We start from the raw sequence: 15,419 nt of genomic DNA on the forward strand, positions 1-15,419 counted from the left end.
GGAAATTGCCGATGCTGCCAGTGCCTGCGGGCCGCGGCACAGCGATCAACACCGCGCGATGACCGCAATTCAGCCCCCCGTGTTCGACTACGACGCCGCGATCTCGCGCAACATCGGCTGGCTCACGCCGGCCGAGCAGCAGCGGCTGCGCGGTGCGCGCGTGGCCATCGCCGGGCTCGGCGGCGTCGGCGGCGCGCACCTGCTGACGCTGGCGCGGCTGGGGCTCGGGCGTTTTCGCATCGCCGACTTCGACTGCTTCGAGGTCCACAACTTCAACCGCCAGGCCGGCGCCTTCATGTCGACGGTCGGGCAGCCGAAGTGCGAGGTCATGGCGCGCATGGCGCGCGACATCAACCCCGAGGCCGAGGTCGTCGGCTTCGAGCGCGGCGTCGACGAGGACAACCTCGACGCCTTCCTCGACGGCGTCGACGTCTACGTCGACGCGATCGACTTCTTCGCCGTCGAGGCCCGGCGCATGCTGTTCGCGGCCTGCCATGCGCGCGGCATCCCGGCGGTGACCGCCGCGCCGCTGGGCATGGGCGTGTCGCTGCTGTACTTCTCGCCGCGCGGCATGAGCTTCGAGGACTACTTCCGGCTCGACGGCTGCGACCGCCAGGAGCAGTTCGCGCGTTTCATCGCCGGGCTGTCGCCGGCGATGCTGCAGCGCGGCTACCTGGTGCACCCGGAGGCGGTGAACTTCGCCGCCCAGCGCGGGCCGTCGACGATCATGGCCTGCGAGCTGTGCGCCGGCGTCACCGGCACCGCGGTGCTCAAGCTGCTGTGCGGCCGCGGCGAGCTGAAGCCCGCGCCCTGGGCGATGCAGTTCGACGCCTACCGCCAGAAGCTGTCCTTCACCTGGCGCCCGGGCGGCAACGCCAACCCGCTGCAGCGCCTGCTGCTGCGCTTCATCCGGCCGATGCTGCGCCTGGGCTGAGCCCGCCCGGAGGGCTCCGGCCGGCCTTCGTGGAACGTGGAATCTTCCCGCCCGGAACCTTGGTTCGGGGGGGCGGCGGCGGGATTTGGCGTCTGCTGCTTATGACATGATTCCCGGCGTGATCCGGCCTCTTGCCGCACGGAATTCCCCGGGAGATCTCGCGTGAAGCTCATGTCTGCAACGGCGGCCTCGGTCGGCCGCGTGTTCGGTGTCCTGGTCGCCGTGGCGAGCCTGGCGGCGTGCTCGTCGTTCAGGAGCCACCCGCCGGCGCCCGCCCAGGCGGCCGCCCAGGACTACACCTACATCATCGGCGCCGGCGACTCGGTGAACATCAGCGTCTGGCGCAATCCCGAGCTGTCGATGTCGGTGCCGGTGCGCCCGGACGGCAAGGTCTCGGCGCCGCTGGTCGACGAGGTCATGGCCCAGGGCAAGACCTCGGTGCAGCTGGCGCGCGAGCTCGAGCAGGTGCTGGGCAAGTACGTGCGTGACCCGATCGTGACGGTCATGGTCAACGGCTTCGTCGGCCCCTACAGCGAGCAGATCCGCGTCGTCGGCGAAGCCGCCAAGCCGCAGTTCCTGCCGTTCAAGTCGAAGATGACGGTGCTCGACGTCATGATCGCCGCCGGCGGCCTGACCGACTTCGCGGCCGGCAACCGCGCGACGATCCTGCGTACCTCCGAGGGCAACAAGCAGTACTCGGTGCGCCTGGACGACCTGATCAAGGACGGCGACGTCTCGGCCAACGTCGAGATGCGTCCCGGCGACATCCTGATCATCCCGCAGAGCTTCTTCTGACGGCGGTCTCGCCGTCCGTCGTCCCGGCCGCCTCCCCCATGCAAGATCTCGTTCGTCAAGCGCTGGCCATCCTGCGCGGTATGTGGAACTACCGCTGGCAGGGGCTGATCACGGCGTGGGTCGTCGGCCTCGTCGCCGCGGTCGTCAGCTTCCGCGTGCCCGACCAGTACGAGGCCTCGGCGCGCATCTACGTCGACACCCAGTCGATCCTCAAGCCGCTGATGTCGGGCCTGACCGTGCAGCCCAACGTCGAGCAGCAGATCTCGATGCTGAGCCGGACGCTGATCAGCCGGCCCAACATCGAGAAGCTGATCCGCATGGCCGACCTCGACCTGTCCGAGGGCTCGGCCGTGGAGCAGGAGGAGCTGATCCAGCGCCTGACCAAGGACATCCAGATCCGCAACACCGGCCGCGACAACCTCTATTCGCTGGTCTACCGCGACCGCGAGAGCGAACGCGCGAAGAAGGTCATCCAGTCGCTGGTGTCGATCTTCGTCGAGTCCAGCCTGGGCGCCAGCCGCAAGGACACCGACTCGGCCAAGACCTTCCTCAACGAGCAGATCAAGCAGTACGAGCAGAAGCTCGAGGAGGCCGAGGCCCGGCTCAAGGAGTTCCGCCTGCGCAACATCGACCGCGCCTCGCCCGACGGCAAGGACGCGGCGTCCAACGTGGCGGCCATCGCCGCCCAGCTGCAGCAGGCCCAGCTCGAGCTGCGCGAGGCCGAGAGCGCGCGCGCCGCGGCCAAGGGCCAGCTCGACGCCGAACGCGGCCGCGGCGGCGACATCGCCACGCAGAGCCTGCTGCAGGAGTCGCGCCTGTCGGTGTCGACGCCGGAGATCGACGCGCGCCTGGACGCCCAGCGCCGCAACCTCGACGGCCTGCTGCAGCGCTACACCGAGCAGCACCCCGACGTCGTCACGACGCGCAAGCTGATCAAGGATCTCGAGGCGCAGAAGGCCAAGGAAGTCGCCGAGCTGCGCAAGGCCCAGCTGGCGCTGCCGTCGGCCGCCGTCGGCCCCAACGCCAGCCTGGCGATGCAGGAGCTCGGGCGCGCGCTGGCCGCCGCCGAGGTCCAGGTGGCGGCGCTGCAGGCGCGCGTGTCGGAGTACTCCGCCCGCCTGGCCGCGGCGCGCGCGGCGCTGAAGACCGCGCCGCAGATCGAGGCCGAGGCCGCCCAGCTCAACCGCGACTACGACGTCTACAAGAAGAACTACCAGGATCTGGTCGCGCGCCGGCAGTCGGCCATCATGTCCGGCGAGCTCGAGGTCGCGTCCGGCGTCGCCGACTTCCGCCTCATCGACCCGCCGCGCGTCGCGCCCGAGCCGGTGGCGCCGAACCGCCTGCTGCTGCTGCTCGGCGCGCTCGGCGTCGCGCTGGCCTCGGGCCTGGGCATCGCCTTCGCCGGCAGCCAGCTGCGCCCGGTCTACAACGACGCCACCGAGCTGCGCAGCAAGACCGGCCTGCCGCTGCTGGGGGTCGTGTCGCTGGTGCTGAGCGACGAGCAGCGCCGCCGCGAGCGGGTGTCCACGCTGCGCTTCGTCGGCGCCTCCGGCGGCCTCGTCGGCCTGTACGTCATTGGCATCGTCGCCGTGGCCCTGATGGCCCAGCGCGCCGCCGCCGTGTGAGATCCGTATGACCAGTCTGATCGAACAGGCCGCCCAGCGCCTCGAGCAGCTCCGCCAGGCCGGCGTGGCGGTGCCGGAAGTCGCGGCGCCGCCGGCCGCCCCTGGCGTGGCGCCGGCGCAGCCGCCGCGTGCCGAGCCCGCCGTGACCTCGCGCCGCGTCGAGCTCAAGCTCGAGGACCTCAACGCCGCCGGCATCGTCACGCCGAACGCGCCGCGCACGCCGGTGGCCGACCAGTTCCGCGTCATCAAGCGGCCGCTGATCGCCAACGCCGTCGGCAAGGGCGCCGCCACGCTGAAGCACGGCAACCTGATCATGGTCACCAGCGCGGTGGCCGGCGAGGGCAAGAGCTTCACCTCGGTGAACCTGGCGATGAGCATCGCTGCCGAGCTCGACCACACCGTCGTGCTCGTCGACGCCGACGTCGCCCGGCCGTCGCAGCTGCGCATGCTGGGCCTGCCGCCCAGCGAGGGCCTGCTCGACGTGCTCGAGGGCAAGGCCGAGCTGTCGGACGTGCTGCTGCGCACCAACGTCGACAAGCTCACCATCCTGCCCAGCGGCACGCCGCACGCCAAGGCCACCGAGCTGCTGGCCAGCGAGGGCATGGCGCGCCTGCTCGACGAGATGGCCACGCGCTATCCCGACCGCATCATCATCTTCGACTCGCCGCCGCTGCTGCTGACGACCGAGTCGCGCGTGCTCGCCTCGCACATGGGCCAGATCGTCGTCGTCGTCTCCGCCGGCCGCACCCAGCAGGCCGCGGTGCAGCAGGCGCTGGACACCATCGACTCCTGCCCGGTGCGGCTGCTGGTGCTCAACAAGGCGCGTTCCGACAGCGCCGCCTATGGCGGCTCGGGTTACGGCTACGGCTACGGTTACGGCTACGAACGCGAGACCGGCGGCCAGGCGGGCGGCACCGAAGGCGAGGGCGACCGGCCGTCGAACCGTCCCGCCGGGGCCTGACGCCATGCCGGTCCAGCAGGCAACGTTCCCCCCGCACGCGCTGCGGCGTCCCGGGCTGATCGCCGCCGCGGCCGTCGCGGCGCTGGCCTGCCCGGCCTGGGCCCAGGAGGGGCCGCGCGGCTGGTCGGTGCAGCCCAGCGTGTCGCTGCAGCAGACGGTCACCAACAACGCCCGCCTCGAGCAGGACGGGCGTTCCGACGCCATCACCCAGGTCACGCCCGGCGTGCGCGTGTCCGGCCGCAGCGGCCGCGTGCAGGGCTCGCTCGACTACCAGCTGGACCTGATCCAGTACGCCCGCGAGTCCGATCGCAGCACCACGCACAACCGGCTGTCGGCCGACGCCGGCGCCGAGCTCGTCGACCAGCACCTGTTCCTGGACGCCAGCGCCAGCATCTCGCAGCAGACGATCTCGGCCTTCGGCCGCCAGAACGCCGGCACCGGGCTGGTCGACTCCAACTCCACCGAGGTCGCCACGGCGACCGTCTCGCCGACCTTCAAGGCCCGGCTCGCCGGCCTCGTCGACGTCGGCGCCCAGGCGACGTGGACGACCTCGCGGGCCGAGGACAGCACCGCCGGTGACTACACCGACTGGGACGCCTCGGTCGATCTCGGCGCGCGCCACGGCCTGTTCGGCTGGGGCCTGGCCGGCTCGCGCTCGAGCAGCCGCTTCCAGGACGGCGGGCGCTACATCACCGACATCGGCGTGGCGACGCTGTCGGTGTTCCCGACCTCGCGCTTCAGCCTGTTCGTGCGCGGCGGCCGCGAGCGCACCGACGCGCTGGGCACCGGCACGCGCTACAGCAGCAGCTCCGGCGGCGGCCTGACCTGGCTGCCGACGCCGCGCACGCGCCTGACGCTCGAGAGCGACGAGCGCTACTTCGGCCGCTCGCACAGCGTCAGCGTGAGCCACCGCTTCCGCCGCGTCGCGCTGACCTACTCCGACACCCGCGGCGTGACCGGCGACAACGCCGACGCGCTGGGCCCGCTGCGAGCGCTGTACGGCCAGATCTACGCCGCCTGCATGCAGCAGTTCGGCAATGCCGCGCTGTGCACCCAGGTCAGCCGCCTCGCGCTGGGGCTCGACCCGACCGTGCCGCTGACCTTCCTGAACTCGGCGCCGTCGCTGCAGCGCGCCCAGGCGCTGTCGCTGGGCTTCTCGGGGGTGCGCAACAGCGCCTCGCTGGTCGTCACCAGCACCGAGAACCGCCGTCTCGGCGAGCAGCAGTACATCGGCGGCGACCTGGCGCTGGTGCCGAGCGTGCGCCAGCTCGCGCTGACCCTCGGCGGCGTGCACCAGATGACGCGCCAGACCTCGCTGGGCCTGAGCGCCAGCCTCCTGAAGACCCTGGACGAGGAGTCCCAGCCCGGCACCGAGCAGCGCCGGCTGGAGCTGTCGATGACCAGCACCCTGGGCCCGCGCACGCAGGGCACGCTGGCCGTGCGCCGCGTGTGGTTCGACAGCGAGACCAGCCCGTACCAGGAATCCGCGATCGTCGGGACGCTCAACTACCGGTTCTGATCATGTACGAAGCGTTCTACGGGTTGAGCAGCAAGCCGTTCCAGCTCAATCCCGATCCGAGCTTCTTCTTCGGCAGCAAGCAGCACCGTCGCGCCAAGGCCTACCTCGAGTACGGCGTCTCGCGCAACGAGGGCTTCATCGTCATCACCGGCGAGATCGGTGCCGGCAAGACGACCGTGCTGCGCTCGCTGATCGACGGCCTGCACGGCAGCAACGTCATCGCCGGCCACCTGGTGACGACGCAGCTCGGTGCCGAGGACACGCTGCGCATGGTCGGCGCGGCCTTCGGCTTTCGCGTCAAGGACGTGCCCAAGAGCGAGCTGCTGATCACGCTGGAAGCCTTCCTGATCAGCCAGACCAGCAAGGGCAAACGCTGCCTGCTGATCGTCGACGAGGCGCAGAACCTGACGCCGCGCGCCGTCGAGGAGCTGCGCATGCTGTCGAACTTCCAGTTCGGCAACCAGGCGCTGCTGCAGAGCTTCCTCGTCGGCCAGCCCGAGTTCCGCGAGATCCTGCAGCGCCCGGAGATGGAGCAGTTCCGCCAGCGTGTCGCGGCCACCTGCCACATCGGCCCGCTCGACGCCGAGGAGACGCAGCGCTACATCGAGCACCGCCTGAAGTGCGCCGGCTCGACCGGCAAGCCGAGCTTCGACGCCGCCGCCTTCGACGGCATCTACCAGGCCACCGGCGGCATCCCGCGGCGTGTCAACACCGTCTGCGACCGCCTGCTGCTGGCCGGCTTCCTGTCGGGCAAGACGCACCTGACGGCCGAGGACGTGGCCGAGGTCGTGCAGGAGTTCCGCCAGGAGTCCGAGGTCCCGGCCAAGCCGGCCCCGGCGGCCGACGCCGCCGGCGGCGCCGAGGCGCTGGCCGCCGTCGCCGCGGCGGTCACCGCCTCGCTGGACGTCGACCTGTCCGGCCTGCAGCTGCCGGCCGAGGACGCCGAGGCCATGACCCGCCAGATCCAGTCGCTGGCCGCCGACCAGCGCGGCGACCAGCTGCAGCGGCTGGAGAAGAGCCTGCTGCGCCTGGAGCGCATCAACCTGCAGACGCTGGCGATGCTGACCAGGCTCGTCGAGGCCGCCGCCAAGCCTCCGGAGAAGAAGTGAACGGACCCGTCCTCTGCGTCGTCGGCGCGCGCCCGAACTTCATGAAGATCGCGCCGATCCTGCGCGCCTTCGCCGCGCACCAGCCGCCGATCCCCGCGCTGCTGGTGCACACCGGCCAGCACTACGACCAGGACATGAACGACAAGCTGTTCGTGGACCTGCAGCTGCCGCGGCCCGACCTCAACCTCGAGGTCGGCTCGGGCAGCCACGCGGTGCAGACGGCCGAGGTCATGCGCCGTTTCGAGCCGGCGATCGACGCCCACCGGCCGAGCTGCGTGCTGGTCGTCGGCGACGTCAACTCCACGCTGGCCTGCGCGCTGGTGGCCGCCAAGAAGGGCGTGCCGGTGGTCCACGTCGAGGCCGGCCTGCGCAGCTTCGACCGGCGCATGCCCGAAGAGATCAACCGCGTGCTGACCGACCAGCTCGCCGACCGGCTCTACACCACCGAGCGCGGCGCGCTGGCGCATCTGCAGCGCGAGGGCGTGGCCGCCGAGCGCGTGTGTTTCGTCGGCAACGTGATGATCGACACGCTGCTCGCCTGCCGCGAGCGCGCGCGCAGCGCCGCGGCCACGCTGCAGGCCCACGGCCACGACACGGCGCGCCTGGCTGGCCCGGCCGGCTACGGCGTCGTCACGCTGCACCGGCCGTCCAACGTCGACGACGCCGAGACGCTGCACGAGCTGCTGCAGACGCTGGCGCGGGTCGCCGAGCGGCTGCCGCTGGTCTTCGCGCTGCACCCGCGCACGCGCGCCAACGTCGAGCGTTTCGGCCTCGGCCACCTGCTCGACCCGGCGCGCGTGACGCTGCTGCCGCCGCAGGGCTACCTGGAGATGATCGGCCTGATGGCCGGCGCCGCCGTCGTGCTCACCGACTCCGGCGGCCTGCAGGAGGAGACCACGGCGCTCGGCGTGCCGTGTCTCACGATGCGCGAGAACACCGAGCGCCCGATCACCGTCGACGAAGGCACGAACACGATGGTCGGCCGCGACCGCGCCGCGATCCTCGCCGGCGTCGACGAGATCCTCGCCGGCCGCGGCAAGCGTGGCCGCGTGCCCGAGCTCTGGGACGGCCGGGCCGCCGAGCGCATCGCCGCCGACCTGGCGCACTGGCTGTCGTGAGGCCCGGCTGCCGATGCTCGCCCCCGCGATCACGAACGCGCTGACCATCGACGTCGAGGACTACTTCCAGGTCTCGGCGTTCGCGCCGTACATCCGCCGCAGCGACTGGGACGCGCGCGAGTGCCGCGTCGAGCGCAACGTCGAGCGCATCCTGGCGATGCTCGACGCGCGCGGCGTGCAGGCCACCTTCTTCACGCTGGGCTGGGTCGCCGAGCGCTACCCGCAGCTGGTGCGGCGCATCGTCGCCGGCGGCCACGAGCTGGCCAGCCACGGCTACGGCCACCAGCGCGCCAGCGACCTGACCCCGGCCGCGTTCCGCGACGACGTCGCGCGTGCCAAGGCCATCCTCGAGGACCTCGGCGGCGTCGCCGTGCGCGGCTACCGCGCGCCCAGCTTCTCGATCGGCGAGAAAAACCTCTGGGCCTTCGACACGCTGGCCGAGACCGGCCACGCCTACAGCAGCAGCCTCTACCCGATCCGCCACGACCACTACGGCATGCCCGACGCGCCGCGTTTCGCCCACCGCGTCGCCGGCGGCCTGCTCGAGGTGCCGGTGACCACGGTGCGCCTGGGCGGGCGCAACCTGCCGTCCAGCGGCGGCGGCTACTTCCGGCTGCTGCCCTACGCGGCGTCGCGCTGGCTGATCGGCCGCGTCAACCGCGACGACCGCGAGGCCGCGGTCTTCTACTTCCACCCCTGGGAGATCGACGCCGACCAGCCGCGTGTGCCCGGCATCGACGCCAAGACGCGCTTTCGCCACTACGTGAACATCGCGCGCATGGAGCGCAAGCTCGCCAGCCTGCTCGACGACTTCCGCTGGGGCCGGATGGACCACATCTTCCTGGCCCGCGACGCCGCCGCGGCGCGCCCGGCCTGAGCCCGCCGTGACCACCGTCCGGCGTCTGGCCCCCGACGACGGCCGCCTCGCCGCGGCCTGGGACGAGTACGTGCTCGCCTGCCCGCAGGCGACCTTCTTCCACCGCGCCGGCTGGCAGCGTGTGCTGCGCGAGGTGTTCCGCCACGACACGCACTTCCTCTGCGCCGAACGCGGCGGGCGCATCGTCGGTGTGCTGCCGCTGGCGCGCGTGAAGAGCCTGCTGTTCGGCCACTCGCTGGCCAGCCTGCCGTTCGCGGTCTACGGCGGCGTGGCCGCCGACGACGAGGACGCCGCGCTGCTGCTGGAGGCTGCCGCCGAGCGCCTGGGCCGCGGGATGGGCGTCGAGCACCTGGAGCTGCGCCAGCTGGCGCGCCGCCACGAGGGCTGGCCGCGCCAGGAGCTGTACGTCACCTTCCGCAAGGAGATCCTGCCCGACGAGGAGGCCAACCTGCTGGCCATCCCGCGCAAGCAGCGCGCGATGGTGCGCAAGGGCATCAAGAACGGCCTCGCCGCCGCCTTCGACGACGGCGTCGAGCGTTTCTTCGCGCTCTACGCCGACAACGTGCACCGCCACGGCACGCCGGCGATGCCCAAACGCTGGTTCCAGGCGCTGCGCCGCGAGTTCGGCCGCGACTGCAGCGTGCTCACCGTCACCGCGCCCGACGGCCGGCCGCTGTCCTCGGTGCTGAGCTTCTACTTCCGCGACGAGATCCTGCCGTACTACGCCGGCGACGACGAGGCCGCGCGCGACCTCGCTGCCAACGACTTCAAGTACTGGGAGCTGATGCGCCACGCCTGCGCGCGCGGCCTGAAGACCTTCGACTACGGCCGCAGCAAGCAGGGCACCGGGCCCTACGCCTTCAAGAAGAACTGGGGCTTCGAGCCGACGCCGCTGACCTACGAGTACCGGCTGTTCAGCCGCGAGGCGGTGCCGCAGCACAACCCGAGCAACGCCAAGTACCAGCTGCTGATCCGCGCCTGGCGCCGGATGCCGCTGGCGATGGCCAACACGATCGGCCCGCACATCGTGCGCAGCCTGGGCTGACCATGGCGCGGCTGCTGTTCCTCGCCCACCGCCTGCCGTACCCGCCCAACAAGGGCGACAAGGTGCGCTCGTACCACCTGCTGCGCCACCTGGCCGCGCGCCACGAGGTCCATGTCGGCACCTTCGTCGACGACCCCGAGGACGAGGTCCACGTGCCGACGCTGGCGCGCGACTGCGCCAGCCTGTTCGCGCCGCGCCTGCATCCGCTGCGCGCACGCGCCGCCAGCCTCGCCGCGCTGCTCGACGGCCGCGCGCTGACGCTGCGCTACTACCAGCACGCGGCGATGGCGCGCTGGGTGCGCCGCACCGTCGCCGAGCGGCGCATCGAGGCGGTCGTCGTCTTCTGCTCGTCGATGGCCCAGTACGCCGAGGGCCTGGGACTGCCGACGCTGGTCGACTTCGTCGACGTCGACTCGGCCAAGTGGGCGCAGTTCGCCACCGACCGCGGCGGCCCGCTGGCCTGGCTCTACCGCCGCGAGGGCCGGCGGCTGCTGGACTACGAGCGCCGCGTCGCCGCCGCCGCGCGCCGCTCGTACTTCGTCACCGAACGCGAGACCGAGCTGTTCCGCTCGCTCGCTCCCGAGTGCGCCGGCGCCGTCGACGCGATGTCCAACGGCGTCGACGCCGAGTTCTTCGCGCCCGAGCCCGCGCGCGCGTCGCCGTACCCGGCCGGCGCGCCGGCCATCGCCTTCACCGGCGCGATGGACTACTGGCCCAACGTCGACGCCGTGGTCTGGTTCGCGCAGGAGGCGCTGCCGGCGCTGCGCGCCGCGCACCCGGGGCTGCGCCTGCACGTCGTCGGCCGCAGCCCGGCGCCGGCGGTGCGGGCGCTGGCCGGCGACGCGGTCAACGTCACCGGCACCGTGCCCGACGTGCGGCCGTACCTGCAGCACGCCGACGTCGTCGTCGCGCCGCTGCGGCTGGCGCGCGGCATCCAGAACAAGGTGCTCGAGGCGATGGCGATGGCGCGCCCGGTGGTCGCCGCCACCGGCTGCGGCTCGACGATCGGCGCCGCCGACGGCCGCGAGATCGTGCTCGCCGCCGACGCGCCGGCCTTCGTGCACGAGGTCGGCGCGCTGCTCGCCGACCCGGCGCGCGCCTCGGCGCTGGGCGCCGCCGGCCGCCAGCGCGTGCTCGCCGACTACGCCTGGGGCGCCAACCTGGCGCGCATCGACGACCACCTCGCCGCGGCACTCGCCGGGCGCGCCGCCTGAAGAGCCCGACGATGAGCGCCGTCCCCGCCCCGCTGCCCCGTGCCACGCCCTGGCCGCCGGCGCTCGCCGCCTTCGGCCTGCTGCTGGCCGCCGTCGGCTGGTTCTACCGCGACACCGCGCTGGCGATGGCCGAGGTCTGGTGGCGCTCGGACACCTTCGCGCACTGCATGCTGGTGCCGCCGATCGTGCTCTGGCTGGTGTGGCGCAAACGTGCCGAACTCGCGGCGCTGGCGCCGCGCCCGCAGCCCTGGCTGCTGCTGCCGATGCTCGCGCTGGCCGCGCTGTGGCTGCTGGCCGAGCTGGTGGCCGTCAACGCCGCCGAGCAGTTCGCCTTCGTCGCCACGCTGGTGCTGGCGGTGCCGGCGGTGCTGGGGCTGGCCGTCGCGCGCCGCATCCTGTTCCCGCTGCTGTTCCTGTTCCTGGCGGTGCCCTTCGGCGAGTTCGCGCTGCCGATGATGATGGAGTGGACGGCCGACTTCGTCGTCGGCGCGCTGCAGCTCACCGGGGTGCCGGTCTACCGCGAGGGCCAGAGCTTCGTCATCCCCAGCGGCAGCTGGTCGGTCATCGACGAATGCAGCGGCATCCGCTACCTGATGGCCTCGTTCATGGTGGGCTCGCTGTTCGCCTACCTGAGCTACCGCTCCTGGCGGCGGCGCGCGGTGTTCATGGCGCTGTCGATCGCCGTGCCCATCGTCGCCAACTGGCTGCGCGCCTACCTGATCGTCATGCTGGCGCACCTCTCGGGCAACAAGATCGCCGTCGGTGTCGACCACCTGCTCTACGGCTGGGTGTTCTTCGGCGTGATCATCCTGGTGATGTTCTTCGTCGGCGCGCGCTGGTCCGAGCCCGAGGCCGCGCCGGCGCCCGGCCCCCGGGGCGCCGCGCCGGCCGCCGGCGCCTGGCGGCCCGTCGCCGCGACGGCCGCCGCCGTCGCACTGGTGGCGCTGCTGCCGCACGGCCTGCTGGCGCTGCTGCAGCGCGCCGAGGGCGCCGCCGCCCCGGCGCAGCTGGTGCTGCCGCAGGCGCTGGGCGACTGGACGCAGGCCACGCCGCCGGCCGCCGACTGGACGCCCGCGTTCGACGACGGCGCGCTGCGCGTGCGCGCCGGCTACGCCGGGCCGGCCGGCCTCGTCGGCGTGCACGTCGACTACTACCGCGGCCAGAGCGACACGCGCAAGATCGTCAGCAGCCAGCACCTGCTGGTCGGCATGCAGGACACGCAGTGGGCCATCCCCGCCCACGGCGCGCGCCGCATCGAGCTTGACGGCCGGCCGCTGGTGCTGCGGCGCTCCGAGATCCTGTCGCGCGTGTCGCTGTCCGGCGCCGACCAGCGCCGCATCGTCGTCTGGCGGCTGTACTGGGTCGACGGCCGCTTCCTGGGCGGCGACGTCGAGACCAAGCTCGCCGGCGCGCTGGCCCGTCTGGCCGGCCGCGGCGACGAGGGCGCCGCGCTGCTGCTCTACGCCGATGCCGGCGACCCTGCCGCGTCCGACGCCGCGATCGAGGCCTTCCTGCGTGCCCAGCTCACCCCGCTGGGCACGCTGCTGCAGCGCGTGCACGACACGCGCTGACCCCACCCCGTTTCATTGCAGAAAGCGAGAACCACCGTGAACACCGTCGCCGTCATCGGTCTGGGCTACGTCGGCCTGCCGCTCGTCGTCGAGTTCGGCAAGCAGATGCGCACCATCGGCTTCGACATCGCGCAGCACAAGGTCGACGCCTGCCAGGCCGGCCGCGACCCCTCGCGCGAGCTGCCCGACAGCGAGCTCGCCGCCGCCACGCACGCCGTCTACACCAGCGACCCGGCGCTGCTGGCCGAGGCCGACATCATCATCGTCGCCGTGCCGACGCCGGTCGACGAGGCGCACATCCCCGACTTCACGCCGCTCATCGGCTCGTCGACCAGCGTCGGCCGGCACATGAAGAAGGGCGCGATCGTCGTCTACGAGAGCACCGTCTACCCCGGCGCCACCGAGGAGGTCTGCATCCCGGTGCTGGAGCGCGAGTCGGGCCTGAAGTGGAAGCGCGACTTCTTCGTCGGCTACAGCCCCGAGCGCATCAACCCGGGCGACCGCGAGCACACGCTGACCAAGATCCTGAAGATCGTCAGCGGCGACACGCCCGAGACGCTGGAGAAGGTGGCGCAGCTGTACGAGCGCATCATCGTGCCGGGCGTGCACCGCGCCAGCAGCATCAAGACCGCCGAAGCCGCCAAGGTCATCGAGAACACCCAGCGCGACCTGAACATCGCGCTGATGAACGAGCTGGCGATCATCTTCAACAAGCTCGGGCTGGACACCAGCGAGGTGCTGGAGGCCGCCGGCACGAAGTGGAACTTCCTGAAGTTCAAGCCGGGGCTGGTGGGCGGCCACTGCATCGGCGTCGACCCGTACTACCTGACGCACAAGGCCGACATGCTGGGCTACCACCCGCAGGTCATCCTGGCCGGTCGGCGCATCAACGACGGCATGGGCAAGTTCATCGCCGAGCAGACGATCAAGCAGATGATCGCCTCGGGCAGCTACGTCAAGGGCGCGCGTGTCAACGTGCTGGGCCTGACCTTCAAGGAGAACTGCGGCGATCTGCGCAACAGCAAGGTCATCGACATCATCCACGAGCTGGAAAGCTACGGCGTCGACGTCTTCGTCACCGACGCCCAGGCCGAGGCCGACGAGGCGATGCACGAGTACGGCGTGCGCCTGGTGCCGTTCGAGGACCTGCCGCGCGCCGACGCCATCGTCGCCGCCGTCGCGCACCGCGAGTACGCCGAGCTGAGCACCGACGACCTGTGCCGCAAGCTGGTCAAGGGCGGGGCCTTCATCGACGTCAAGGCGGCCTTCGACGCGCGGGCGCTGGAGGCGGCGGGGGTGAGGGTGTGGCGCCTCTGACGCCGGTGCGGGGTCAGGTCTTGCCTCTTGCAGAGGCCACGGCCGCCCGGGGCAGCCCGGGGTCAGGTCTCGTGAGACCTGACCCCGTCCGGCGGCTGCCGTCCCGTCGCGTCCGCGCGAGGTCCATCCGATGACGGCACCCGCCTCGCGCGCCAGCCGCCCCCTCGTCCTCCACCTCGTCTACCGCTTCGACACCGGCGGCCTCGAGAACGGCGTCGTCAACCTGATCAACCACATGCCGGCCGACGCCTACCGGCATGCGGTGGTCGCGCTGACCGAGGTCGTGCCCGGTTTTGCCGCGCGCATCCAGCGTGACGACGTCGAGTTCGTCTCGCTGCACAAGCCGCCGGGCCACGGCGTGAAGCTCTATCCGAGGCTCGCGCAGGTGTTCCGCCAGCTGAAGCCGGACGTCGTGCACACCCGCAACCTCGCCGCGCTGGAGTTCCAGGTGCCGGCGGCCTGGTGCGGCGTGCCGGCGCGTGTGCACGGCGAACACGGCCGCGACGTCGACGACCCCGACGGCACGGTGCGCCGCTACCAGTGGATGCGGCGCGCCTACCGCCCGTTCGTGCACCGCTACGTGGCGCTGTCGCAGGACCTCGCCGGCTACCTGGAGCAGCGCGTGGGCGTGCCGCCGCGGCGCATCGTGCGCATCTGCAACGGCGTCGACACCCGGCGCTTCTGTCCTGCCACGGCCGGGCGCGAGGCGCTGGCCGGCTCGCCGTTCGCCGACCCGGCGCTGTTCGTCGCCGGCACCGTCGGCCGGATGCAGACGGTGAAGGCGCAGCCGCTGCTGGCGCGCGCCTTCGTGCGCGCGCTGGAGCTCGCGCCGCGGCTGCGGCCGGTGCTGCGCCTGGTGATGGTCGGCGACGGCCCGCTGCGTGCCGAGGCGCAGGCGGTGCTGGCGCAGGGCGGTGCGGCCGATCTGGCCTGGCTGCCCGGCGAGCGCCGCGACGTGCCCGAGCTGATGCGCTCGCTCGACGCCTTCGTGCTGCCGTCGCTGGCCGAGGGCATCTCCAACACCATCCTGGAGGCCATGGCCAGCGGCCTGCCGGTGCTGGCCACCCGCGTCGGCGGCAACGCCGAGCTGGTCGACGACGGCACGACCGGCGCGCTGGTGCCGGCCGGTGACGTCGACGCGCTGGCCGCCGGCCTCGTGGCGCTGGCCTCGGACCCGGCCGGCGCCGCCGTGCAGGGCGCCGCCGGCCGCCGCCGCGTCGTCGACGGCTTCAGCCTCGACGCGATGGTCGGCCGCTATCGCGCGCTGTACGACGAGTTGCTGGGGATCGGGGTCAGGTCTCGTAAGACCTGACCCCAGGCTGCCCAGGCTGCTG

Annotated in this window: 13 protein-coding genes; all 13 read left to right on the forward strand. The window is 72.3% G+C overall.

The features are described 5' to 3' along the window. Positions 1 to 58: 58 nt before the first annotated feature. Positions 59 to 934 carry a ThiF family adenylyltransferase gene (locus G5B56_RS05885; RefSeq protein ID WP_029718578.1) on the forward strand — a complete coding sequence of 292 codons (876 nt, stop codon included), beginning with the start codon at positions 59 to 61 and terminating at the stop codon, positions 932 to 934. 171 nt (positions 935 to 1,105) lie between these two features. After that, on the forward strand, positions 1,106 to 1,729 hold the full coding sequence (locus tag G5B56_RS05890; protein ID WP_050801738.1) for an XrtA/PEP-CTERM system exopolysaccharide export protein: 624 nt from the start codon (positions 1,106 to 1,108) through the stop codon (positions 1,727 to 1,729). A 38-nt stretch (positions 1,730 to 1,767) separates the two neighbouring features. Continuing rightward, complete coding sequence (locus G5B56_RS05895) at positions 1,768 to 3,354, forward strand: XrtA system polysaccharide chain length determinant (protein WP_029718580.1); 1,587 nt, start codon at positions 1,768 to 1,770, stop codon at positions 3,352 to 3,354. Between the two features lie 7 nt (positions 3,355 to 3,361). Continuing rightward, positions 3,362 to 4,315 (forward strand): XrtA-associated tyrosine autokinase, encoded by a 954-nt coding sequence (locus G5B56_RS05900; RefSeq protein ID WP_164962609.1) that lies wholly within the window; start codon positions 3,362 to 3,364, stop codon positions 4,313 to 4,315. Between the two features lie 4 nt (positions 4,316 to 4,319). After that, a complete protein-coding gene (locus G5B56_RS05905; RefSeq protein WP_164962610.1) occupies positions 4,320 to 5,834 on the forward strand; it encodes a TIGR03016 family PEP-CTERM system-associated outer membrane protein in 1,515 nt (504 codons plus the stop codon). A gap of 2 nt (positions 5,835 to 5,836) precedes the next feature. Next, positions 5,837 to 6,943 carry an XrtA/PEP-CTERM system-associated ATPase gene (locus G5B56_RS05910; protein WP_009856297.1) on the forward strand — a complete coding sequence of 369 codons (1,107 nt, stop codon included), beginning with the start codon at positions 5,837 to 5,839 and terminating at the stop codon, positions 6,941 to 6,943. Continuing rightward, a complete protein-coding gene (gene wecB, locus G5B56_RS05915; protein WP_009856296.1) occupies positions 6,940 to 8,061 on the forward strand; it encodes a non-hydrolyzing UDP-N-acetylglucosamine 2-epimerase in 1,122 nt (373 codons plus the stop codon). Before G5B56_RS05910 ends, wecB begins: the two co-directional genes overlap by 4 nt. Before the next feature lie 13 nt (positions 8,062 to 8,074). Further along, a complete protein-coding gene (locus G5B56_RS05920) occupies positions 8,075 to 8,938 on the forward strand; it encodes an XrtA system polysaccharide deacetylase (protein ID WP_164962611.1) in 864 nt (287 codons plus the stop codon). Positions 8,939 to 8,945: 7 nt separating this feature from the next. Beyond that, positions 8,946 to 9,983 carry a FemAB family XrtA/PEP-CTERM system-associated protein gene (locus G5B56_RS05925; RefSeq protein ID WP_164962612.1) on the forward strand — a complete coding sequence of 346 codons (1,038 nt, stop codon included), beginning with the start codon at positions 8,946 to 8,948 and terminating at the stop codon, positions 9,981 to 9,983. Between the two features lie 2 nt (positions 9,984 to 9,985). Further along, complete coding sequence (locus tag G5B56_RS05930) at positions 9,986 to 11,197, forward strand: TIGR03087 family PEP-CTERM/XrtA system glycosyltransferase (protein ID WP_164962613.1); 1,212 nt, start codon at positions 9,986 to 9,988, stop codon at positions 11,195 to 11,197. An 11-nt stretch (positions 11,198 to 11,208) separates the two neighbouring features. Further along, positions 11,209 to 12,768 (forward strand): exosortase A, encoded by a 1,560-nt coding sequence (gene xrtA, locus G5B56_RS05935; RefSeq protein ID WP_164962614.1) that lies wholly within the window; start codon positions 11,209 to 11,211, stop codon positions 12,766 to 12,768. Positions 12,769 to 12,804: 36 nt separating this feature from the next. Further along, positions 12,805 to 14,085 carry a nucleotide sugar dehydrogenase gene (locus G5B56_RS05940; RefSeq protein ID WP_164962615.1) on the forward strand — a complete coding sequence of 427 codons (1,281 nt, stop codon included), beginning with the start codon at positions 12,805 to 12,807 and terminating at the stop codon, positions 14,083 to 14,085. Positions 14,086 to 14,215: 130 nt separating this feature from the next. Further along, entirely contained in the window at positions 14,216 to 15,397 is a 1,182-nt protein-coding gene (locus G5B56_RS05945) for a TIGR03088 family PEP-CTERM/XrtA system glycosyltransferase (RefSeq protein WP_164962616.1), read from the forward strand. Positions 15,398 to 15,419 lie beyond the last annotated feature (22 nt).

Origin of the sequence: Rubrivivax sp. JA1026 (assembly GCF_011065555.1) — a bacterium.
Classification (GTDB): Bacteria; Pseudomonadota; Gammaproteobacteria; order Burkholderiales; family Burkholderiaceae_C; genus Rubrivivax; species Rubrivivax benzoatilyticus.

Excerpts from the sequence above, each read along its gene's own strand:
- G5B56_RS05895 (WP_029718580.1), top strand. The coding sequence starts at position 1,768 with ATGCAAGATCTCGTTCGTCAAGCGCTGGCCATCCTGCGCGGTATGTGG.
- G5B56_RS05905 (WP_164962610.1), top strand. The coding sequence starts at position 4,320 with ATGCCGGTCCAGCAGGCAACGTTCCCCCCGCACGCGCTGCGGCGTCCC.
- G5B56_RS05930 (WP_164962613.1), top strand. The coding sequence starts at position 9,986 with ATGGCGCGGCTGCTGTTCCTCGCCCACCGCCTGCCGTACCCGCCCAAC.
- G5B56_RS05920 (WP_164962611.1), top strand. The coding sequence starts at position 8,075 with ATGCTCGCCCCCGCGATCACGAACGCGCTGACCATCGACGTCGAGGAC.
- G5B56_RS05900 (WP_164962609.1), top strand. The coding sequence starts at position 3,362 with ATGACCAGTCTGATCGAACAGGCCGCCCAGCGCCTCGAGCAGCTCCGC.
- xrtA (WP_164962614.1), top strand. The coding sequence starts at position 11,209 with ATGAGCGCCGTCCCCGCCCCGCTGCCCCGTGCCACGCCCTGGCCGCCG.
- G5B56_RS05890 (WP_050801738.1), top strand. The coding sequence starts at position 1,106 with ATGTCTGCAACGGCGGCCTCGGTCGGCCGCGTGTTCGGTGTCCTGGTC.
- G5B56_RS05885 (WP_029718578.1), top strand. The coding sequence starts at position 59 with ATGACCGCAATTCAGCCCCCCGTGTTCGACTACGACGCCGCGATCTCG.
- G5B56_RS05945 (WP_164962616.1), top strand. The coding sequence starts at position 14,216 with ATGACGGCACCCGCCTCGCGCGCCAGCCGCCCCCTCGTCCTCCACCTC.
- G5B56_RS05910 (WP_009856297.1), top strand. The coding sequence starts at position 5,837 with ATGTACGAAGCGTTCTACGGGTTGAGCAGCAAGCCGTTCCAGCTCAAT.